This window comes from Amycolatopsis sp. CA-230715 (assembly GCF_018736145.1).
Taxonomy (GTDB): Bacteria; Actinomycetota; Actinomycetes; order Mycobacteriales; family Pseudonocardiaceae; genus Amycolatopsis.
The window spans coordinates 9,005,014-9,026,581 of the sequence record NZ_CP059997.1; the positions used below are offsets into that span (position 1 = coordinate 9,005,014).

Genomic DNA, 21,568 nt, shown 5'->3' on the forward strand with positions numbered 1-21,568 from the left:
TAACGGACGCGTGAGCCGGCGCGGGGTTGCGCCGGGGTGGTTGATCCCATTCCCGGGCATCGCGCCGGGCCCGGTGCGCATCCATGGCTGTGAACGACAACGTTTTCACAGCCGACTCACAGGAGCGCACCATGGTGGACCGCCGGGGGAGTGCCGCGCATGACGCGATCGTGTCAATCGCGATGCCCTGGGCATGCTCTAGCGTGGACGAGCAGTGGGACCGCGCAGCTGTGGAGGGGCAACGCGTGAACGACGCAGTCCGCAAGCTGCCGGTGCGCCGGGCGCGGCGGCGATCGATGGCCGACCGCGTGCGGCTGCTCCGCCACCAGGGCTTCGTCGGCAGGGTCGCGCAGCGCCGGTTGTTCGCTTCGGCGTTGCGGGGTGACCCCGACGCGCCACGGGTGCTGTTCGTGCACGGTCCCGGCGGGATCGGCAAGTCCGCGCTGCTGAGGCGGCTGGCCGACGACGCCGAAGACCTCGGGCACACCGTCGCGTGGGTCAGCGGGGAGTACGTGCTCGCCTCCACGACCGCGTTCACCGAGGAAGCCGCGCCGGTGGAGACCGCCGACCGGCCGGTCCTCGTCGTCGACGGGTTCGAGCACTGCCAGGTCCTCGAGACCTGGCTACGGGAGCACTTCCTGCCGACGGTGCCGGAGGACACCGTCGTCGTCGTGGCCGGGCGGCGCAAACCGGAGCCGAACTGGACGCTCGACCCAGGATGGCGGCAGCTCGTGCGCGCGATCTCGCTGGAGCCGCTGACCCCGGACGAGGTCGCGGACCTGCTCGACGAGCGCGGGGTTCCCGGCTCGCTGCACTCGGCCGTGAACGGTTTCGCCGGTGGGCATCCGCTCGCGCTCTGCCTCGCGGCCGAGACCGCGACGTCGCTCGACGACGCGACTTGGGCCCCCAGCCCCGATGTCATCGAGACCCTGCTGGCCAGGTTGATCGATCGAGTGCCTTCGCCGGCCCACGAGTACGGCCTGCGCGTCTGCGCCCATGTGCGGCACGTGACCGTCGATCTGCTGCGCACCGGGCTCGGCGAGGATGACGCCGTCGCCGTGTTCGACTGGCTCGGCGGATTGCCTTACGTGGAGCCAGGACCGCACGGGCTCGCCGCCCACGAACTGGTGCGCGACGTCCTCGACTCGTCGTTCAAGTGGCGCGATCCCGCGGCGTACTCCGCCCTGCACGCGCGGATGTGGCAGCACCTGGGCGAACGCGCGCAGAACGCGTCGGGAGACGCCGTCCCGGTGGCGTCGTCGGAAATCACCTACCTCTTCCGGTACACCGACTACGTGCGCGAGGACATCGTCGACGTGGAACCCGAGGCGCTGTTCGAACGCGAGTACGCGCCGGCGGAGCGGGAAGATCTGCTTCGCCTGGCACGGGAGGACCAAGGTGACGAGTACGCGGCGCGGGTCGCGTACTGGCTCGATCGCCGTCCCGAAGCGTTCCAGGTCTACTGCCGCGCCGCGGACATGGTGCCGGTGTCCTTCTTCGCCTGGCTGCGCCTGCGCCCCGGTTCCGACGACCTGACCGCCGACCCCGCGCTCGCGCCCGTCAAGGAGTACCTCGACCGCACCGGCGGGGTGAACACCGGGGAACACGTCGGCGTGGCCCGTTTCCTGGTGCCCGCACCATCCACGACGCGGTACACGACCGCCGCCAACGCGCACAGCTCGCGGATTTCCACCGAGCAGTTGCGGTACCGCGACGGTCTCGTCGCGAGCTTCCTCGTCCTGCCGGACGCCGAAGGCTTCGCTCCCAAGCTCGAGTGGTTCGACTACCGGCTGTACGACTCGATACCGGCTCTCGGGGACGGGAACTGGGGCGTGTTCGTGCACGACTGGCGGGAAATCCCGCTCCCGGCGCACCTGGAGCGGATCATGCCCCGGATCGGCGGCGCCGTGCCCGGTGCCGAGGCGGCGCGGGCCTTCCCGTCTCCCGTCGCCATGACGCAGGAACAGCACTTCGAGGCCGTCAAGCAGCTCCTGCGCGATTGGCACGACGAAGAAGTCTTCGCGGCGAATCCGCTCGTGCGCGTCCACCGGGACGCGGCGGCTTTGCGCGAGGCGGTACTCAAAGCCGTCGAGGAACTCGCGGGCGATCCCCGCCGGGTCAACCACCATCGCGCGCTGCGGGCCACCTACCTCGAGCGCGCCACGACCCAGGAAGCGGCGGCGGCGCGCCTCGGTATGCCGTTCGGCACCTACCGGCGGCATCTGCGGTCGGGCACGCGCGAGGTCTGCGCGATCCTTTGGGCCGCTCGTGAAGGACGCGGTTCCCCCTGACCGTCCGCACTGTCCGCGCAGAAGTGGACAGGAGTGAACACCCCTTTGACCTGGTGATCGACCGGCCGGCTCGGTGATGATCGAGTTTGACGAACGGTCGAGTAGCGGAGTGCGCCCACGGCCGCTGAGCTAACTGGAGACTTGACTATGACCCTGACCTGTCTTCCGCCGAACACCGCGGAGTCCGAGGCCGCGACCGTGATGGTCGCCGTGCACGCGTCGGACCCGATGACCGGGCTCGGCGCGGCCAGCATCCTCGGCGTCGACCGGCGCCTGAACGTCCTGACCGGCGCCGACCTGTCGCTGGCCGAGGTGATCGTGGTTGTCGAGGATTCCATCGACAACGACGTTTTCGCCTTCCTGCGGGACGTGCGGGCGAAAACGCGGCTGCCTTCGCCGCCCCGCTGCGTGATCGTCACCGACCACTTCCGGACCGACGCCGTGATCACCGCGATCGAATGCGGGATGGCCGCGCTGCTGCGGCGGTCCGACACCACCAGCGCGGAACTGGTGCGGACCGTTCTCGCGGTCAGCAAGGGCCTGGCGTACCTGCCGCCCCGGGTGCAGGGCAGCCTGCTCCAGCAGCTGGACCGGATTCGGGAGGACGTGCTGGAGCCCAACGGCCTCACGCTGTCCGGCCTGTCCGCGCGCGAGCGGGACGTGCTCCGGCTGCTCGCCGACGGCCGCGGCACCGAAGAGATCGCGGCCGCGCTCGCGTACTCGGAGAGCACCGTGAAGAACGTGCTCCACGGCCTGATGTCCCGCTTCGGCCTCCACAGCCGTTCGCACGCGGTCGCCTACGCACTGCGATCCGGCGTGATCTAGCACTGCTTCAAAGGAAGCTCCTGCGGAGGTGCCGACGTAGCTCGCGGAGATCGGGGAGGTTTTGCCCTGGTGGCCATCAGGGGCATTCACCCCGCGAGCGAGCCCGGGGCATCTCGCGCTCCCTGGGATCCACGCGCTTCACACTGGACTCGCCGCGATCCGGCGTGATCTAGCACTGCTCGAAGGTGGTTGTGTGACAGTGCGGATAGCGGTGCCGGTTGCCACCCCTCGGCAACCGGCACCTCCGCTCGTGAAACCCAAGCTGGCCAAGGCGTTCGGCAGGCTCAGAGAGTGGCGAGCCGGTCGAGGAGCCGTTCGGCCTTGGTGATTTCGGCGCTCAGCGGATGGTCCTCCGCTGTGTGCGGCAAGGTGTTTTCCGCGAGCCGCAGTGCGTCGCGCAGGGGAGTGGCGGGGAGTCGCGTACCGGCCATCCTCAGCGCGCGGACGGCGCCGAGGAGTTCGCAGGCGAGCACGGTGCGATACGCCGCGGCGGCCGCGACGGTGCTGCGCACGGCGTGGGTGGAGAAGCTCGCGTGGTCTTCGAGGCCGCGCGAGATCACCGCGGTGCCCAGCGTGACGGGAGACGCGGCGTGCCGGAGTGTCCCGAGCGCATCGTGGGCCACGTATTCGAGGATCATGATCCCGGAGCTGCCAGGCGGACCTTCGGCGAGGAACGGCGGAAGCCCGCTGAGATCGGGCTCGACGAGATCGCCCAGCCGCGCGGTGGACAGTTCGGCGACGTGGTGGAGCGCGGCGCGCAGGTGGTCGAAGGCGAGCGCCACGTGCGCGGTCGAGAACTGGCCGTGGTGGTACGCCTGCTCGGTTTCCACGTCGATCAACGGGTTTTCGGCCGCGGCGTTGAGGTCGATGCCGAGCACCCGTTCGACGTTCTCCGCGGCTTCGAGCGCCGGGCCTTGAACCTGGGGAAAAGCGCGCAGCCCGAACGGATCCTGCAGCCGCCGCCCGGTCGGCAGGTCGTCGGGGGTGCTCAGCAGCCTGCGGAGTTCGGCCGCGCACCGGATCGCCCCCGGATGCGGCCTTGCCTGGTGCACGCGTTCGGAATAGGCCTCGGGGGAGCCGCCGAGCGCGCAGAACGTCAACGCGGTCACCACGTGGCTCGCCGCGAGCAACCGGGACAGGTCGTGCCAGGCGAGTACGGCTTCGGCCAGTGTCGCGGCGTTGCTGGAGATGAACGCCAGCGCGTCACCGGGGCTGACCGGCACGGGATCCAGCGCTCCCGCCGCCCAGGGGAGTTCGTCGGCGAGCGTCAGCGCGATCTCGGCGAGTGCGGTGAGATCGCCGGTGCCGATCGCGCCGCGCGAGTGCACGAGCGGCAGCGCGCCGACCCGCAGCGCGGTTTCGAGTGCCCGCAACATCCTGGGGTGCACGCCGCTGCCCGCGGCGGCGAGCTGGTTGAGCCGGATGACCATGATCGCGCGCACGGCGTCGTCGGGCAGCGGGTCGCCGGTGCCGCCCGCGTGGCTGCGGAGCAACCGCAGGCCGTGCTGGTCGGCCGTTTCCGCGTCCACCACCGTGTGGCGGTTCGCGCCGACCCCGGTGGTGCGGCCGTAGACCGCGCGTTTGGCGCCCAGTTCCACGGCGAGTTCGTACCCGCGAGTGGCCCGTTCGGCGGCTTCGGGTGCGAGGTCCGCCCACGCGCTGCGGCGGGCGACCCTGACCACGTCGGCACAGCGCAGCCCCTCGCCCCTGATCTCGATCCGGCTGCTGTCGGTCATCACGACCTCTCGCTTGACAAGTTTTGATTCACTCTTAGGGTGACATGAAACTATTCATTCGCTCGGGTGGCAAGTACGGCGGGAGGTCCGAGTGTCCCGGTCTCTGCACGACCTGCTGACGGCGCACCGGCTCACGCCGGCGCAGCGGCGCATCGCCAGCTACCTCGCCGAGCGCGCCGCCGACGCCGCGGCGCTGACCAGCGCCGAGCTCGCGCAGTGCACCGAAGTGAGCCAGCCGTCCGTGACCCGGTTCGTCGCACTGCTCGGGTTCGACGGCTACGGCGAGTTCCGCCGCTACCTTCGCGACGCCTCGGACGAACCGGCCACCGAGGGCGGCAACAAGTTCCAGGCGGCGATCGACGCCGACCTGCGCAACCTGACGGCGCTGCGCGCCCAGCTGGCGGACGAGACGCGCCTGCGCTCCATTGCCGAACGGCTCATGGCGTCGCGGCCGCTGGTGATCACCGGCTACCGGGTTTCCGCCGCGCAGGCGGCTTCATTCGCTTATCTGGCAAGGAAAATCCATCCGGACGTGCAGCTCGTCACTGACGCGGGCAGTGTGTTCGGCGACGCCGTGCGGCACGCCCACCGGCGTGGCGCGGGTGTACTGGTCCTGTTCGCCCTTCCCCGCTACCCGAGGGAGAGCGCCGAGGCCCTCGCGCAGGCCCGTTCGCTCGGGCTGCGCACCCTCCTGGTCACCGACCGACCCGTGTCGTCCCTGACCCCGTCCGCAGACGACGTGCTGCACGCGGGCGTGGCTTCGGAGTTCGTGTTCGACTCCCACGCCGCGGTCGTGTCGCTGTCCGTCGCGCTGGTCGAGGCGATGGCCGACGCCGCGGGCGCGCTCGCCAGGCAACGACTGGAAGGCTTCGAAGACTATGCCGCAGACCAGGACCTCTTCCTCCCGGACTGAGGTCACCGGCGCCGCGTTCGACGACGTCCCGCTCAACCGATTCCACCTGCGCATCACCGCGCTCACCTTCTGCGCCAACTATTCCGACGGCTACGAACTCGGCATCATCAGCATCGCGCTGCCGGTGATCGCCGGGAGGCTCGGGTTCGGACCGGTGTGGGAGGGCCTGCTCGGGGCCTCGGCGCTGATCGGGATCTTCCTCGGCAGCGTCCTCGTCGGCTGGGCCGCTGACAAGATCGGCCGCCAGCGCCTCTACACCCTGGACTTCCTGCTGATCGCGGTGGCTTCGGCGGCCGAGTTCTTCGTGACCGATCCGGGGCAGCTTTTCGTGCTGCGGTTGCTGATCGGGATCGGGATCGGCGCCGACTACGCGCTCGGGCCGACGCTCGTGGCCGAGTTCGTGCCCCGCAGGTACCGCGGCGGGCTGCTCGCGTCGCTGACGGTGCTGTGGACGGTGGGCTACGTGGCGGCGTTCTTCCTCGGGAACTACGTGGTGACACTGGGCGGAGACGCCTGGCGCTGGCTGCTCGCGAGCAGTTGCCTGCCCGCGATCGCCGTGGTGCTGCTGCGCATCGGCGTGCCGGAGTCGCCGCGATGGCTGCTCACGCGCGGCCGGGTGGAGCAGGCGCGCGCCGTCGTGCGCAGGCTCGGCGGCGACGAAGCCGCGTTCGAATCGCTGGCGGGTTCGCACCAGGCCGAACGCAGGGCGAGGTACCGCGACCTGTTCGGCCGGAAGTACTGGCGGCGCACCGCGTTCGGCGCGATCTTCTACAACGCCCAGGTGGTGCCGTACTTCGCGATCTACACCTTCCTTCCGTTGGTGCTGCTCAAAATGGGCGTCGGCGAGGAGGACACCACCAGCGACGGCCTGCTGAACCTCTTCCTCCTCGTGGGCAGCCTGTGCGGGCTGTGGCTCGTGGCCAAGGCGACGCGGCGCGGGCTGACGATCTGGTCGTTCGTGGTGCTCATCGCCAGCCTCGCCCCGATGGCCGTCTGGCCCGACGCACCCACCGCGCTGCTGTTCCCGCTGTTCCTCGTGTTCACCTTCACGATGTCCGCCGCGGTGAATCTCGACCAGGTCTACCCGGCCGAGCTGTTCCCCACGGATCTGCGCAGCTCCGGCGTCGGACTGCTCAACGGCCTCAGCCGCATCGGCTCCGCGATCGGCACGTTCCTGCTTCCGCTCAGCTTGGACGGGATCGGGTTCTCGCCGACCATGCTCGTACTGACGCTCGTCCTCGTCGCCGGACTGATCAGCTCGATCCTGTGGGCCCCGGAAACCAAGAACGCCAGCCTGGACTGACCACGGGGCGATGGTTGGCCCTCGCGGCGGGCCTTGGCGTGCCCCGAAGGTGGGGTTCGGGGAATCCAGTGCCCCGAAGGCCACCTTCGGGGCATGCACAGCTAGCTGGTGCGCCCCATGAGGTGCAGCAACAGGTTTTGCGGATCGGCCGACCTCGGCGGGGCCGACGGCGGGTACGCGAAGTAGTTGCCGCTGTTGTCCGTCGCGGTAGGACCGTCGCTCACCCCGTCGAAGATCGCCTCGATGTTGGCGTGGGTCCACGAAACCAGCTCGGGATCCAGTCGCTCGTCGCCTTCGATCGCGCGAGCGAGATCCCACGTGTGCACCACGACGTCCGCGATCAGCAACCCGAGCAGCTGGCGTCCGACGACCGGCCCGAACGGGTAGTCGACGGCCCGGTCGAGCGCACCTTCCGCGCGGAATTCCGCGGAGCACTCCGCGGCAGCGCGCTCGAACGCGGCGAGCGGGTCGTCGCCGAGGGTGTCCTGCTCCCGGATGGTGATGAACTGCTCCTTGCGGCCGCCCCGCAGCAGCAGGGCGTAGATAAGATTGGCCTGGACCAGATGGCTCACCAGCTGGCGCACGGTCCACTCGGCACACGGGGTCGGCTGGGCCCAGTGCTCGTGGCGCACCCGGCGCAGCCGGTCGAGCAGCCCGGCGTTGGCCGTGCGCAGGTGGCCGAACAGGGCCTCGTCATCGTCGTGTTCGAACATGCGACCGGATCTTCCATTCCATTGTGGACGTTTCCGGCCATGCTCGTCGGTCCGGCCGCGGTGCGCTGGCGGCGATCGGACGTCGCGGTCAGCCCCGCCGCGGTACGGCGGGGCGGAACGGATCCGTGCCGACGCCCCACGAGGAGACCCAGCCGGGCACGATCTCCAGCCACCGCGGGCCGAAGCCGAGCAGCTCGCCGCCTTCGGTGTGCACCCTCGCCTCGCCCTTGACCGTCACGCCCCGAGGGGTCCACGACGGCTCGCTGGTGAAATCGTCGACCACGAAGGCGACCTGGGGGTTGACCGCGACGTGCCGGGCGTAGAGCCGGTCCTGGCCGCGTTCGGGGAGTTCGCGCGCGCCGATCCCGAACGAGCCGCGCTCGGCGTCGAACCGGTAGAGGACCGGCACGACGTGCGGCCGGCCGGACTTGCCCGAGGTCGCCAACCGCCCCACCCGGTGCTGCCGGAGGAAGTCGATCTCCGGATCGGTGAACAGGCTCATCGACCTTCTCCATCCGTTCTCACCGGGCCATTTAGTCCGATGTGGACGGTGAGGCTGGTACGAACCGTGCCGCCCGGCCCGATCAGGTCCGCGGTGCAGCCGTCCTCGCACTGGGCCAGGTCCAGCCGGGCGGATTCGCCGCAGAATAGCGGTGCCTTGTTGCGGTGCGCCAGCCGGACCACGCGGCCGGGAACCCGGTCCAGCCGCAGCGCCTCGGCCAGTGCGAGCGACATCAGCGGTCCGTGCACGACCAGGCCGGGATACCCTTCGACGCGGGTCGTGTACGGCCAGTCGTAGTGGATGCGGTGCGGGTTCGCGGTGGCCGCGGAGAACCGCATGAGCAGCGTGGGGTCGGTGGTGAACTCCCAGTTCCCGGTGGCGGCGCGGCGGAACGGGGAACCCGAGGGCCGGAGCGCGGCCGCGTCCTCGACCGGCGGAGGCGTATACGCGGCCGACCCGGCTTCCCGGTAGATCAGGTCCTGCCGTTCGTCGATCGCGAGCATTCCGTCCTCAGTGGACAGCCGGGTGCGGACGGCGGCGATGACGAGCTTGCCGGAGCGGCCGTCCTTCTCGGTCACGGATTCCACTGTGGACTCCCGCCGGACGGTTTCTCCGACATGCAGTGGAGCGTGGAAGGTCAGCTCGCCGCCGGCGAACATGCGACGGGGCAGGTCGACCGGAGGGAGGAAGTCGCCCCGCGCCGGGTGCCCGTCGGGGCCCAGGTCGGCGGCGGCGGGCCAGCGGGGGAGCGCCACCCAATGCCACAGGGGTGGCAGTTCGTCGCCGGGGCGGGGAGCGGGGATGCCGTCGTCGAAGAGCGCGGCGAGCGCGGCGACCGGTGCGGGATCGGCCCGCTCGGACGTGATGACGGTGCGCGGCTCCCAGTGCGGTGAGGACACGGCGGCCCCTCAGATCCTGTTGCGGGCGATGAGCTGGGCGGCGATCACGTTGCGCTGGATTTCGTTGGTGCCCTCGCCGACGATCATCAGGGGCGCGTCGCGGAAGTAGCGTTCGACGTCGTATTCCTTGGAATAGCCGTAGCCGCCGTGGACCCGGAGGGCGTCGAGTGCGACTTGCATGGCGGTTTCGGAGGCGAACAGCTTCGCCATTCCTGCTTCCAGGTCGGCGCGTTCGCCCGCGTCGAGCTTTTCGGCGGCGTCGAGGGTGAGGAGTCTGGCGGCGCGCATCTTGGTGGCCATGTCGGCGAGGAGGTTGCCGACGGATTGGTGCTTCCAGATGGGTTTGCCGAAGGATTCCCGTTCCTGGGCGTATTTCACGGCGTCGTCGAGTGCGGCCTGGCCGACGCCGAGTGCACGCGAAGCGACCTGGACGCGGCCGACTTCGAGACCGCGCATCATGTGTGCCCAGCCGCGGTTCGGGGTGCCGCCGAGCACGGCGTCACCGGGCACGTCGTGTTCTTCGAAGACGATTTCGCAGGCTTCGACGCCGCGGTAGCCGAGTTTGGGGAGCTTCTTGGAGATGGTCATGCCGTCGCCGGGTTCGACGAGCAGGACGCTCATCCCGCGGTGCGCGGGGGAGGAATCGCGATCGGTGATGCAGAGCAGGCCGATCAACCCGGAGTGCGCGGCGTTGGAGATCCACGTCTTCGACCCGGTGATCGACCACCTGTCGCCGTCGGGATCGGCGTGAGTGCGCATGGCCTGCAGATCGCTGCCGCCGCCGGGTTCGGTGAGCGCCATGGTCGCGCGGATGCGGCCTTCGGCCATCGCGGGCAGGTACTTCTCGCGTTGTGCCGCGGTGCCGAAGGTCTTGATCAGGTAGGTGATGACGGAGTGCCCGCCGATCGCCCCGGCCAGGCTCATCCAGCCGCGCGCCAGTTCCTCGGTCACCCGCGCGAAACAAGCGGTGCTCACGTCGACGCCACCGTATTCGGCAGGGGCGAGCAACCCGAAGAACCCGAGCTTCTTCATCTCGTCGATGAACTCGGCCGGGTAGACGTCGTCCGCCTCGAACTCGCGCACGCGCGGGCGGACCCGTTCGTCCACGAACTCCGCGACGAGGGCGACCATCTGCTTTTCGTCGTCGGTGAGCGTCATCGCCCGTTCCCTTCTGGTGCGTACCGGAGGATGCGCCGGGCGCGGTCGAGGACCGGCTTGTCAACCAGCTGACCGCGCACCGCCGCCGCGCCACCGTGGCTCGCCGCGCCGAGGACGGACCGCGCCCAGCGCACCTCCTCGCCGGTCGGGCACAGGGCCGCGGCGGCGATCGGGACCTGTTTCGGGTGTACGCACAGCTTTCCGGTGAACCCCAGCCGCCTGGCGTACCGGACGTCGTCGGTGAGCACCGTTTCGTCGTGGAGGTCGGCGGTGACCCCATCGACGGGACCGGACAACCCCGCTGCCGCCGAGGCGAGCACCAGCGCGCTCCTGGCCGGGGCGAGGGCGTCCCGATCGGCTGGGTCCACACCCAGCTCCGCGGCGAGATCGAAGCTGCCGAACGCGAGGCGCCGCACGTTCGGCACCGCCGCGACTTCTCGTGCGTCAAGAACGCCCCGCGCGGTTTCGACCAGCGCGATCAGCTCGTTCGTGACAGCGCGGGCCGCGGCCGGGTCAGCCTTCGGCAGCATGACGACACATTCGTACCGGGACACGACCGCCAAATCTTCGCCCTGCCAAGGGGTTTCGGCGGCGTTGACGCGCACCGCGCACCCAGGGTTGCCGGCGACCCAGCGCGCCACGTGCCCGCGCGCCTCCGCTTTCCGGTCCGGGGCGACCGCGTCCTCCAGGTCCAGCACCACCAGATCCGCCCCGGCCGCGGCCGCCTTCGCGAACCGGTCAGGGCGGTCACCCGGGACGAACAGCATCGTGGCGGCGTCACCTGCCCGCGCGGTCACCGCTTCGCTCCGCGGATCAGGCCGCCGCCGATGATGAGCCGCTGGATCTCGCTGGTGCCTTCGTAGAGCCGCAGCAGCCGGACGTCCCGGTAGATCCGTTCGACCGGGACCTCGCGCATGTAGCCGGTGCCGCCGTGGATCTGCACCGCCAGATCGGCCACCTTGCCCGCCATCTCGGTGCAGTACAGCTTGGCCGCGGACGGCCCGAGCCGGCGGTCCTCCCCGGACACGTAGCGCGCCGCCGCCTCGCGCACCAGCGCGCGCCCGGCCATGACCCCGGTCTGCTGATCCGCCAGCATCGCCTGCACCAGCTGGAATTCCCCGATCGGCGTGCCGCCCTGGGTGGCCGAAGCGGCGTAGGCGACCGATTCGTCCAGTGCGCGTTGCGCGGTGCCGACCGCGAGCGCGGCGATGTGCACCCTGCCGCGCGCCAGCGAGGTCATCGCCGCGCGGTACCCGGCGTCCTCGTCACCGCCGACCAGGCTCGACGCGGGCACCCGGACGTTCGAGAAGGTGACGTCCGCGGTCCAGGCGCCTTCCTGGCCCATCTTCGCGTCCTTGGGCCCGACCTCCACGCCGGGTCTGTCCGCGGGTACCAGGAACACCGCGATGCCCGGCCCCGACTCGTCCGCGGGCCGGGTCCTGGCGAACACCACGAACAGATCGGCGATCGGGGCGTTGGTGATGAACCGTTTCCCGCCGTCGAGCACCCAGCCGTCGCCGTCACGGACCGCCTTGGCGCGCAGGCCCGCCGGGTTCGACCCGGCACCGGGTTCGGTCAGCGCGAACGAGGCCACCACCTCACCCGAAGCGATGCGCTCCAGCCATTCCGCCTTCTGCGCGTCGGTGCCGAAGTTGACCAGCACTTGCCCGGCGATGCCGTTGTTGGTGCCGAACATCGACCGCAGCGCCAGCGACGTGTACCCGAACTCCATCGCCAGCTCGACGTCCTGGGACAGATCGAGCCCGAGCCCGCCCCACTCCTGCGGGATCGCGTAGCCGAACAACCCCATCTCCGCCGCCTGCGCACGCAGGTCGCCGGGAATCGCGTCGTCGTTCATGATCTCCAGCTCGCGCGGGATCACCTTCGTCCGCACGAAATCACGCACCAGCTCGACGATCGGGCGGAAGTCCTCGGGGCTCACGGCTGCCATCCCCCCACTATGGACCACGGCTTGATCAGGATCGTGGAGCACGTCGAAGTGAGGCCAGTCGGGCGATGCAGCGGAGGGTGGCGCGCTGCGACACTGGACGGCGGAACGGGCACCGACGGCTCTCCGCGGAATCGCCCAGCACCCGAACAGGTTCCACGTCGATTTCGGCTGCCCAGACGCCGCGCAGCCCGATTCTCTCGATGTTCGACCGGAATCGTCACCAGCGTCTGCGAAGGAGCGACCATGGGCTCTGTCACCGAATACGGTGCTCGCTACATAATTCCGTCCTCGGCGACCAGATCCTTCAGCGGCAGGACGTTGCAGGAACTGCTGCAGATCGCGTTACGGGTCGAGTTCGCGACCATTCCGCCCTACCTGACGGCGATGTATTCGATCAAGGACAAGGGATCGGAGGCGTACCAGTTCGTCCGCGGGGTCGTGTTGGAGGAGATGATCCACCTCAACCTCGCGGCGAACCTCCTCAACGCGGTCGGCGGAGAACCGGAGCTCGTCGTCCCACCCGGCCGCGGGAATCCGTTTCCACCGCGCTATCCCGCTCATCTTTCCGAGGACGCCGAGGACGGCGGCCCCTACCTCCAGCTGATGGCCGCGTCTGCCGAGTTGTTCCGAAGCACCTTCATGCGGATCGAGCAACCCGCGCAGCCGGACGCGCCGCCGCAGGAAGCGGGATTTTCCACCATCGGCCAGCTGTACGCGGCGATTCTCGCCAAATTCGAGGAGTACGACCACGACACCGGCAAATACGACGCGGCGCGGCAGAGCGAGCGCTGGAACTTCGGGAACAGCGGCGGCACCGTCATCATCGTGCGGGACCTCGACTCAGCGAAAAGGGCGATCAACGAGATCGTCGAACAGGGCGAAGGCGCCGACATGACCGGCGAACTGCGCGATCCCGATTACCGGGTTCGCGAGCCGTGGGGGCAGTACGAGTACTACGGGCCGCGTGCCGACGGCACCTACGGCCCGGTACTGGGCACCCCGCTGGAACTGTCGCACTACTTCAAGTTCAAGGCGATCGCCGACGGCACCACCCCGCTTCCCCCGACGTATCCGATGATCGCCAATCCCGGCAGGGAGAAGTACGAGAACGCGCTCGCCGTCGAACTCAGCGATCTGTTCGACCACGCGTACAGCGCGCTGGTCGACGACCTGCAGAAAGCGCTGCGCGGTGACAAGGACCTGTTCTTCACCAGGGTCGTTCCCGCGATGCGGGTGACCCTCCCCGGGCTCGCCACGGAGCTCATGCAGACCACGATCGCCCCCGCGGGCTACACCGCCGCCGATCCGACGGCGGGACCCGCCTTCCGGTACGTGCCCGCGCGGGAGCGCCGGAGATCGGCGGCGCTCGACCGCCTCATCGCGGACCTGGGCACGGGGCGGTACCGCGGCGGGTCGGACACGCTCGGCGCCACCTTGCGCCGCATCAGGGAGAACCAACCCGCGGCCGACGAGGGGGAGTACGGCGATGTCTGACCACGTTCTGGAAGGCCTCGCCGCATCGGTGTCGATCTTCCCGGCCATCGGGGTCGCCAGGGTCGGGAACACCGGGCCGGGCGACACCACCGACGACTACTACCTGCCGCCGGAGGGAATCGGGCGGCTCCCGACGGAAAGCGACGGCGGGCCGCCGTTCGACGTGTCCGGTTTCCGGGACCGGCAGGGCCGTCTCCGCAAGCAGGCCGCGACGTTCGCCCTCTACCACGAAGATCGCCGGGAACCGCTCAGGATCGGCACCGCGCTCCCGCTGCCGGACGGCGGGAGCGCCCAGATCGTCGACGTCGTGTGGACCGCGCACCTGGCCAACAAGAAGGCGGCCTGGTACCAGTTCGAGGGCGGGGTGGGCGAGAAGGGTTATCCGCCAAGGCATCCGCTACGCAACGCGGACGTCCGCGGCGAGGACCGGCGCGGGCTCATCATCGACCCCGGCCCGCGCACGGTCAGCACGAGGGGGACCAGGACCGGCGAATTCGACCGGAACGACGGGGACGGGCGCAGCACCTTCCCGCCGGACGGCCCGGATCCGGACCGGGAGCGGATCACCACGCTCGGGCGGATCACGGCAGGGGACGACGGCGGGCTGCTCCTGCTCGGCGGGGCCGGGGTCGCCTACACCACCAGCGCCGCGCCCGCGCTCGGCGACGATGACAACAACGACCACTGGTGGGACGACGTCTCCGACGGGCCGGTGTCGGCCACGATGGTGGTGCGGGTGGTCGACCAGCGGGGCGAGCAGGTCGGGCCGGAGCACGAGATCCGCCTGCTCGACACGTCGTGGGCGATCGTCGCCCCGCCGTCCTACGCCCCGGAGGTCGTCACCCTGGTCACGCTGTACGACACCCTGTTCGACATGGCGGTCCGGCACGAGGGCATCCGGCCGGGCATCTACCGCGAAGGGCAGTGGCAGCAGGGGTACCGGCCGCACTACCCGACCGAGATCGAACCGATCCTGCGCCGCGCCACCGAGGTCCCGTGGGTGGTCGCGGTGCCGCCCAAGGTGCACACCTTCGACCTCGACCGGCTGGGCACCAAGGATCCCCGGTTCGACCAGATCCGCCGCTACCTGTTCGAGTCGCTGCGGCCGCCGCAGGCCCCGAACACGCTCAGCTCGCCCGGCACCGGCTACCGGCTGATGCCCTACATCGCGGGCGACGACATCAGCAGCCAGCAGACGGCGAAGTTCCACACCCTCACCCCGACCCAGTACTTCCTGCTCGGCCAGTGGGCCGACGGGAACTTCCGCACCGCGGACGAGACGCCCAACCCGATGTCCGGCCCGGAGTGGCATCCGGGGCACCGGCTGACCGCGGCCGCGCTCGGCAACAGCTCGGGGCCGCCGTTCTCGCCGGGGATCGAGATGGGCTGGCTCTCGCGGGTGCCCGCGGTCTACGCCAAGCCGTTCCGGTTCCGCTTCGCGCCGGTCGCGAACCTGCCGGTGGAGGCGGGCAGGCTGAGCCTGGCCACCGATCCGGCGGACGGGCTCGAGCCCGGTGACGTCACGAAGTACATGTCCGTGCCGTGGCAGGCCGATTTCAACGGCTGCGCGGTGCACGAGAGCGACGGGCACCATCTCTGGTGGTGGCCCGCGCATCGGCCGATGTTCGTCTACGCCAGGCGGGAGAAGCCCGGCGCGGTGTCCGAAAAGGACGAATGGAACCACGTCGGGTGGATCGGTACCGTTCGCGACCAGACCGCCGCGGACTACGTGGCCTTCGCCGATCGGCTCGAGATGGCCGAGCACTGGCACGAACTCGGGTTCGTCATGCACAACGCGCGGATCGGTCCGCGCGATGACACCGAGGCCCCGGATCCGCCGCGGTTCGTCGAAGTGCGGCGGACGCTGCCGCGCCCGGGTTTCGTGCTCGACGACCACAACCGGCCGCGTGACTAGGGTCGTCGTGCTCGGGGCGGGACCGGCCGGGACGAGCGCCGCGATCGCGTTGCGGCGCGCCGGGTACGAGGTCGTCCTTGTCGACCCGGCCGGGGTGACGGCGGGCGAGTCGGTCCCGCCCTCGATCACCACCGCGCTGGGTCTTCTCGGCCTCGGCACGGCCGAGCTCGACCGGGAACACCCGCGCTCGCTCGGCACCGCGTCGGAATGGGGTGCGCCCGGTCTGGCGCATCGCGACTACCTGCTCGACGGCCTCGGTCCCGGATGGCATCTGGACCGCGCGCGGTTCGACCGAATGTTGCGCGCCACCGCCGTCGCCGCTGGCGCGGTACTCGTGCCGGATCGCCACCGCGCCGCCAGCCGCACCCCGTCGGGCTGGTCCATCACCTGCCGTGCGACGCGGTTGACCGCGGACGTCGTCGTCGACGCGACCGGGCGCCGTGCCGCGTTCGCCACCGCGCGAGGGGCACGGCGGTGGTTCGCCGACCGGCTGGTCGGCGTCACCGCGATCGTGCCGGACCCCTCGGTGCGAGGTCATGTCGTGCTCGAAGCGGCCGAAAACGGGTGGTGGTACGCGTCGCCGCAGCCGGGCGACCGGTCGGTGATCGCGTGGCTGTCCGACGTCGATCTCCTCCGCCGTGACGGGTGTGCGCGCCCGGCACCGTGGTTGGCGGCGCTCCGGCGGACCCGCCACATCGGCGCGCCGCCGGACGAGCCGGCGCTGACCGTCCGGGACGCCCGATCCCACTTGCTCGTGCCGGACGCGGGCCGGGACTGGATCGCCGTCGGGGACGCCGCGATGGCGCTGGATCCGTTGAGCAGTGCGGGAATCGCGGAGGCGATCAGATCGGGCGTGCTGGCCGCGGACCTCATCGCGACGCGGCGGCTGGGGCACGAACGCGGCCTCGGCCGCCGGTTCGCGGACTACCTCCGGCAGCGCCGCGACCTGTACCGCCTCGAACGCCGCTGGATCAGTCCATTTTGGACGAGGCGATGGGCGGTCACCACACCGCGACCGCGGTGATGACGTGGACCGCCGCGGCGACGGAACTTCCCGCCGTCATGCCCCATTCCCGGCGGGTGGCGCCGATACCGGCGTCGCCGAGCTGCGCGACGGCGGCGGCGAGGAGCGCCACCGCGCAGGCCGGTCCGGACCAGGCCAGCGGCAGCACCCCGGCGAGCGCGCCCAGCGGAACCGCTCTGACCGCGTACATCCAGCCGTAGAACCGCTCACCGCCGGTCGGCGCGGCGCTGCGGCTCAGCGCCGCCGGACGAACCACCGCCACGACGGCGAAAGCGACGGTCACGGCGGCGACGAAGGTGTTGGCCACCAGCAAGGCGATCACGGCGTCTCCCTTTCCTCTGCCAACTGTTCAACTTGTGCACTATTGACAGATGGTACAGTGCTGGGATGGCAGGGAAGAGCGGTGGCGAACGACCGTTGGCCGAGTCCTCGGCGTTCCGGCTCACGGTGCTGGGCACGCACCTGGCCAACGACTTCGCCGAGCACCTCCGCGCCGCGGAGCTGACGCCGAAGCACCTCGGCATGCTCACGATGGTCGAGCAGGGGTTCGCCACGACCCAGGACGACGTCGCGCGGCTCATGCGCGTGAGCCCCAGCCTGGTCGTCCGGCTCGCGGACCACCTGGAGCAGCGCGGCCTGATCGACCGGTCCCGCGATCCGGCCAACCGGCGACGGCACATCATCTCGGTCACCGCGCGGGGAAGGTCCGTGCTCGACGAGGCTGGCTCCTACGCGGCGACGCTCGACGCCTGGCTGGCCGAAAGCCTCGGCCCTCGGCTCGATCGGGAGCTGGCCGGTGCGCTCGCCCGCTTGATGGGGCGGCTCACCGAGGGGTGACGGCGGTTTCCGTTGCCGTGCAGGCGATATCGGCCTCGACGAGGGCGGTGATCTGCTCGTCGGTGTACCCGAGCGAGGCGAGGATGCGGGCGGTGTCGGCACCCTGCTCGCGCGGGGCGGTGCGGACCGCGCCAGCGGTCCGGCTCAGCTTGATCGGGATCCCGCCGCCGCGGTAGCCGTCGAGTTCGACGACCATTTCCCGGTGCAGTACCTGGGGATCGGTCATCGCCTCGCCGACGTCGTGCACCGGAGTCGCCGGTACCCCGCGTCGCAGGAGCGCGCGGCCGAGCTCGTGCCGTGCCAGCGCGCCGATCCGGTCGGCCAGGGGCGGGCGCAGCGCGGCGACGTTGCGCACCCGGTCGGCGTTGGTGGTGAAACGGGGGTCCGCGGCGATTTCCGGCAGCTCCAGCACCTCGGCGAGCTGGCGGAACTGGCGATCGTTACCGGCGCCGATGAAGATCAGGCCGTCGCGAGCGTCGAACGTGTCGTAGGGGGCGATCGCCGGGTGCGCCGATCCGGTGCGCCGCGGGATCTCGCCGGAGGCCAGCCAGGACGGCGAATGCGGGTGCAGCAACGAGATCGCGGTGTCGAGCAGCGCGCAGTCGACGAGCTGGCCCCGTCCGGTCGAGTGCCGGTCGTTGAGCGCGAGCAGCACACCGGAGAACGCGTAGATCCCGGTGACCATGTCGACGACCGGCACGCCGACGCGCAACGGAGGCCCCGACGGTTCGCCGTTCACGCTCATCAGCCCGCTGTACGCCTGCAGCACGGCGTCGTAACCGGGCATCGCCCCCATCGGCCCGTCCACGCCGAATCCGGTGATACGGCAGTGGATCAGCCGCGGGAACCGTTCCGCGAGCACCTCGTCGGAAAAGCCCCATCCGGCCAGGGTGCCCGCCTTGAAGTTCTCCACCACGACGTCCGCGTCTCCGAGGAGGCGGTCCAACACCCGCTGGCCGCCGGGTGTGCTGAGATCGAGGCACAGATTCGTTTTGTTGCGGTTGAGCCCCGCGTGGTAGGCGCTCATCGTCGCGGTCAGGAACGGCGGGCCCCACGTACGGGTCTCGTCACCGGACGGCGGCTCGACCTTGATCACCTCGGCGCCGTGATCGGCGAGCATCTGCGTGCACAGCGGCCCGGCGAGCACGCGGGAAAGGTCCAGCACGCGGACGCCGCGGAGGCTGCCGCTGGGGGAGGGGGCGGTCAAGACGACTCCCGTCAGTAGGATTTGGGCAGGCCGAGCACATGGGCGGACACGTAGTTCAGCACCATTTCCTGGCTGACCGGGGCGAGGCGGAGGATGCGCGACTCCCGGAAGTACCGCTCCACGTGGTATTCCCTGGCGTATCCCATCCCGCCGTGGGTCTGGATGGCTTGGTCCGCGGTGGTGAACCCGGCGTCGGCGCAGAGCCATTTCGCCATGTTCGCCTCTCTGCCGCAGGGCAGGCCCTGGTCGTACCGCCACGCGGCGTTGCGCGCCATCAGTTCCGCGGCGTCGAGCCGGGTGACGGCTTCGGCGAGCGGAAAGGCGATGCCCTGGTTCTGGCCGATGGGCCGTTCGAAGACCACGCGTTCCTTCGCGTAGCGCACGGCGCGGTCCAGTGCGGCCCTGCCGATCCCCAGCGCTTCGTGCGCCAGCAGGATCCGTTCGGGATTGAGGCCGTCGAGCAGGTAGCGGAATCCTTGGCCCTCCTCGCCGATCCGCGCGCTCTCCGGGACGAACAGGTCCTCGATGACGACCTCGTAGGACGACACCGCGTTGCGGCCGAGCTTCGGGATCGCGCTGAGCCGGACGTGGGCCGGATCGAGGTCGACGAGGAACAGGGACATGCCGTCGGTGGCGCGCTCCACTTGTTCCCGTCGCGTGGTCCTGGCGATGAGCACCATCTTCTGCGAGTCGCCTGCCTTGGTGATCCACACCTTGCGCCCGTTGACCAGGTAACCGCCCGCGGTCTTCTCGGCGAACGTGGTGATCCTGGTGGTGTCGGTGCCCGCTTCGGGCTCGGTGACCCCGAAGCAGACGTGCAGCGAGCCGTCGGCGGCCGCGGGGAGGATCTCGGCGCGGAGCTGTTCGCTGCCGTGCTTGACGATGGTGTTCAGCCCGAAGATGGACAGGTGCATGGTGCTGCACCCGTTCATGCCCGCGCCGGACGCGGCGATCTCCTCCAGCAGCAGTGCCGCCTCGCTGATGCCGAGCCCGCCGCCGCCGTACTCCTCCGGGATCGCGATCCCGAGCCAGCCGCCCTCGGCGAAGGCGTTGTAGAAGTCCCACGGGAACTTGCCGTGCGCGTCGCAGTCGGCCCAGTACTCGTCGGGGAAGCCGCGGGCCAGTTCGCGTGCCCCGGCGCGCAGGGCCTGCTGGTCCCGGGTCAGTTCGAAGTGCAAGGGGTGGTCCTTTCCGCACCGCGCGATGTTCGTATATAGGAATTGATGCGCAGATATAGATACAGAATCGGATCGGGCGCGCGTGCTGTCAAGGGTTGACAGTGACCGGGTTCACCTCTTTAACTTTCGTAGTTGCGACGATGTGTTCGCATATACGAACCAGAGAGACGTGAGCAATGACGCTTCCCAGTGCTGGACCGGCGCGGTCGGCAGCGATCTCGCCCAAGGCCGTCGGGCCCGCCGTGGTGATCGGCTCGGCCCTCGAATGGTTCGACTTCTACCTCTACGCCTCGATGGCCGCGCTGGTCTTCGGGCGGGTCTTCTTCCCCGCAGGCGACCCGGCAGCGGGCACCCTGGCCGCGATGGCGACCTTCGCGGTCGGCTTCATCGCCCGCCCGTTCGGCGGCATCGTGTTCGGCGTGCTCGGCGACAAGATCGGCCGGAAAGCGGTGCTGTCGCTGACCTTCCTGCTGATGGGTGTCTCGTCCGGCCTCATCGGCCTGCTGCTGTCCTACGCCTCGGTGGGGATCTTCGCGCCGATCCTGCTGGTCCTGCTCCGGCTGGTGCAGGGACTCGGCGCGGGCGCCGAATTCGGCAGCGCCATCGCGGTGTCCTACGAGCACGCGGCGCCGGAATCCCGTGGCAGGCTGGGATCCTGGCCCGCGCTCGGCGTCAACATCGGCCTGCTGCTGTCCTCGCTGACCGTCGCGCTGCTGACCAGCCTGGACAAGGAGTTCCTGTACGGCTGGGGCTGGCGCGTCCCGTTCCTCGCCAGTTTCGCGCTCGTCGGGCTCGGTTACCTGGTGCGCCGCCGAATGCCGGAGACGCCGGAGTTCGAGAAGCTGGCACGGCGGGCGCAGGGGCGGAAACGGCGCCCGCTGCGGTCGCTGCTCAAATCGGACTGGCGCGGGCTCGCGGTGGTCATGGCGATCACCATCGGCTACAACGGCGTCAGCTACATCTTCAAGACGTTTTCGCTGTCGTACCTTTCCGAATTCCGCGACGTGCCGGCGAATGTCGGGGCGTTCGGCGTCACGCTGGCGAGTGCCTGCGCCATCCTCACGGTGCCGCTGACCGGCCGGTTGTGCGACGCCGTCGGCGCCAAGACGATCGTGCTCACCACGGGCGTGCTGGTGGCCGTGCTGGCGTTCCCGTTCTTCTGGATGCTCAACACCGAGCGGAGCGGGTACATCTGGCTCGCGCTGATCCTCACCACCGGTGTCGTGGTGCCCGCGATGCTCGCGGCGCAGGGCACGCTGCTGGCGCAGCAGTTCCCCACCGAGGTGCGGGCCTCGGGGCTGGGCACCGGTCGCGAGGTCGGCGGCGGCCTGTCCGGCGGGCTCGCGCCGCTCGGCGCGCTCGCGTTGGTGACGGCTTCACCCGAGCACGCCACCTGGGGCGTGTCCCTGCTCTTCGTCGCGGGCGCGGCCTTCATCGTGATCGGCGCGCTTTGTGACCAGTCGAAGCGCTTCGCCGATGTCGTGCCCGCCACGCCGCCGGAAGCGGCGCGCTCCGGACTGCGGTGACTGTACGTTTCACCAGGGACCACAGCGACGACGACGGGGACTGAGCAGTGCCGACTTCCGCAGATGGAGCAGCAAAGGAGCACCGGACGGTCTCAC

General features: G+C 70.1%; 19 protein-coding genes. 9 read left to right on the forward strand and 10 right to left on the reverse strand.

The genetic code is table 11. The features are described from left to right. Positions 1-245: 245 nt before the first annotated feature. On the forward strand, positions 246-2,291 hold the full coding sequence (locus tag HUW46_RS41995; RefSeq protein ID WP_215544217.1) for an AAA family ATPase: 2,046 nt from the start codon (positions 246-248) through the stop codon (positions 2,289-2,291). Positions 2,292-2,438: 147 nt separating this feature from the next. After that, positions 2,439-3,116 carry a response regulator transcription factor gene (locus HUW46_RS42000; protein WP_215544218.1) on the forward strand — a complete coding sequence of 226 codons (678 nt, stop codon included), beginning with the start codon at positions 2,439-2,441 and terminating at the stop codon, positions 3,114-3,116. Between the two features lie 284 nt (positions 3,117-3,400). Here HUW46_RS42000 and HUW46_RS42005 read toward each other — a convergent pair whose 3' ends face one another. Further along, entirely contained in the window at positions 3,401-4,852 is a 1,452-nt protein-coding gene (locus HUW46_RS42005; protein ID WP_215544219.1) for an aromatic amino acid ammonia-lyase, read from the reverse strand. 91 nt (positions 4,853-4,943) lie between these two features. Between HUW46_RS42005 and HUW46_RS42010 the strand changes: the two genes are divergently transcribed. Both HUW46_RS42010 and HUW46_RS42015 read left to right on the forward strand, forming a co-directional pair. After that, positions 4,944-5,765, forward strand: a complete 822-nt coding sequence (locus HUW46_RS42010; RefSeq protein WP_215544220.1) for a MurR/RpiR family transcriptional regulator — start codon at positions 4,944-4,946, stop codon at positions 5,763-5,765. Next, a complete protein-coding gene (locus HUW46_RS42015; RefSeq protein WP_215544221.1) occupies positions 5,731-7,068 on the forward strand; it encodes an MFS transporter in 1,338 nt (445 codons plus the stop codon). The genes HUW46_RS42010 and HUW46_RS42015 overlap by 35 nt, the downstream gene beginning before the upstream one ends. Positions 7,069-7,169: 101 nt before the next feature. Here the strand turns inward: HUW46_RS42015 and HUW46_RS42020 are convergent, their stop codons facing one another. The 6 genes from HUW46_RS42020 to HUW46_RS42045 form a co-directional block, all read right to left on the reverse strand. Continuing rightward, positions 7,170-7,781, reverse strand: a complete 612-nt coding sequence (locus HUW46_RS42020; RefSeq protein WP_215544222.1) for a TIGR03086 family metal-binding protein — start codon at positions 7,779-7,781, stop codon at positions 7,170-7,172. 88 nt (positions 7,782-7,869) lie between these two features. Continuing rightward, positions 7,870-8,283, reverse strand: coding sequence for a pyridoxamine 5'-phosphate oxidase family protein (locus HUW46_RS42025; protein WP_215544223.1), 414 nt, complete (start codon positions 8,281-8,283; stop codon positions 7,870-7,872). Continuing rightward, complete coding sequence (locus HUW46_RS42030) at positions 8,280-9,182, reverse strand: FAS1-like dehydratase domain-containing protein (RefSeq protein ID WP_215544224.1); 903 nt, start codon at positions 9,180-9,182, stop codon at positions 8,280-8,282. The genes HUW46_RS42025 and HUW46_RS42030 overlap by 4 nt, the downstream gene beginning before the upstream one ends. Before the next feature lie 9 nt (positions 9,183-9,191). Beyond that, positions 9,192-10,340 (reverse strand): acyl-CoA dehydrogenase family protein, encoded by a 1,149-nt coding sequence (locus HUW46_RS42035; protein WP_215544225.1) that lies wholly within the window; start codon positions 10,338-10,340, stop codon positions 9,192-9,194. Next, complete coding sequence (locus HUW46_RS42040; RefSeq protein ID WP_254125498.1) at positions 10,337-11,137, reverse strand: HpcH/HpaI aldolase/citrate lyase family protein; 801 nt, start codon at positions 11,135-11,137, stop codon at positions 10,337-10,339. Before HUW46_RS42040 ends, HUW46_RS42035 begins: the two co-directional genes overlap by 4 nt. Further along, complete coding sequence (locus HUW46_RS42045) at positions 11,134-12,291, reverse strand: acyl-CoA dehydrogenase family protein (protein ID WP_215544226.1); 1,158 nt, start codon at positions 12,289-12,291, stop codon at positions 11,134-11,136. The genes HUW46_RS42040 and HUW46_RS42045 overlap by 4 nt, the downstream gene beginning before the upstream one ends. Positions 12,292-12,534: 243 nt before the next feature. Here HUW46_RS42045 and HUW46_RS42050 point away from each other — a divergent pair, with 243 nt between their 5' ends. From HUW46_RS42050 to HUW46_RS42060, 3 genes are read left to right on the forward strand one after another with little or no spacing between them, the layout of a single operon-like run. Beyond that, positions 12,535-13,785 carry a ferritin-like domain-containing protein gene (locus tag HUW46_RS42050; protein WP_215544227.1) on the forward strand — a complete coding sequence of 417 codons (1,251 nt, stop codon included), beginning with the start codon at positions 12,535-12,537 and terminating at the stop codon, positions 13,783-13,785. After that, positions 13,778-15,700 (forward strand): LodA/GoxA family CTQ-dependent oxidase, encoded by a 1,923-nt coding sequence (locus HUW46_RS42055; protein ID WP_215544228.1) that lies wholly within the window; start codon positions 13,778-13,780, stop codon positions 15,698-15,700. The genes HUW46_RS42050 and HUW46_RS42055 overlap by 8 nt, the downstream gene beginning before the upstream one ends. Continuing rightward, positions 15,693-16,724, forward strand: a complete 1,032-nt coding sequence (locus tag HUW46_RS42060; RefSeq protein WP_215544229.1) for an NAD(P)/FAD-dependent oxidoreductase — start codon at positions 15,693-15,695, stop codon at positions 16,722-16,724. Before HUW46_RS42055 ends, HUW46_RS42060 begins: the two co-directional genes overlap by 8 nt. Here HUW46_RS42060 and HUW46_RS42065 read toward each other — a convergent pair. Then, positions 16,702-17,046, reverse strand: a complete 345-nt coding sequence (locus HUW46_RS42065) for a hypothetical protein (RefSeq protein ID WP_215544230.1) — start codon at positions 17,044-17,046, stop codon at positions 16,702-16,704. The two genes, HUW46_RS42060 and HUW46_RS42065, sit on opposite strands and share 23 nt — an antisense overlap. 65 nt (positions 17,047-17,111) lie before the next feature. Here HUW46_RS42065 and HUW46_RS42070 point away from each other — a divergent pair, with 65 nt between their 5' ends. Next, positions 17,112-17,561, forward strand: a complete 450-nt coding sequence (locus HUW46_RS42070; RefSeq protein WP_215544231.1) for a MarR family winged helix-turn-helix transcriptional regulator — start codon at positions 17,112-17,114, stop codon at positions 17,559-17,561. Here HUW46_RS42070 and HUW46_RS42075 read toward each other — a convergent pair. Both HUW46_RS42075 and HUW46_RS42080 read right to left on the reverse strand, forming a co-directional pair. Further along, the gene (locus HUW46_RS42075) at positions 17,548-18,768 is read right to left on the reverse strand and encodes a CaiB/BaiF CoA transferase family protein (RefSeq protein ID WP_215544232.1); all 1,221 of its coding nucleotides are present in this window, start codon (positions 18,766-18,768) and stop codon (positions 17,548-17,550) included. The two genes, HUW46_RS42070 and HUW46_RS42075, sit on opposite strands and share 14 nt — an antisense overlap. Before the next feature lie 11 nt (positions 18,769-18,779). Then, the gene (locus HUW46_RS42080) at positions 18,780-19,946 is read right to left on the reverse strand and encodes an acyl-CoA dehydrogenase family protein (protein ID WP_215544233.1); all 1,167 of its coding nucleotides are present in this window, start codon (positions 19,944-19,946) and stop codon (positions 18,780-18,782) included. A gap of 176 nt (positions 19,947-20,122) precedes the next feature. Between HUW46_RS42080 and HUW46_RS42085 the strand changes: the two genes are divergently transcribed. Continuing rightward, complete coding sequence (locus HUW46_RS42085) at positions 20,123-21,472, forward strand: MFS transporter (RefSeq protein ID WP_215544234.1); 1,350 nt, start codon at positions 20,123-20,125, stop codon at positions 21,470-21,472. Positions 21,473-21,568 lie beyond the last annotated feature (96 nt).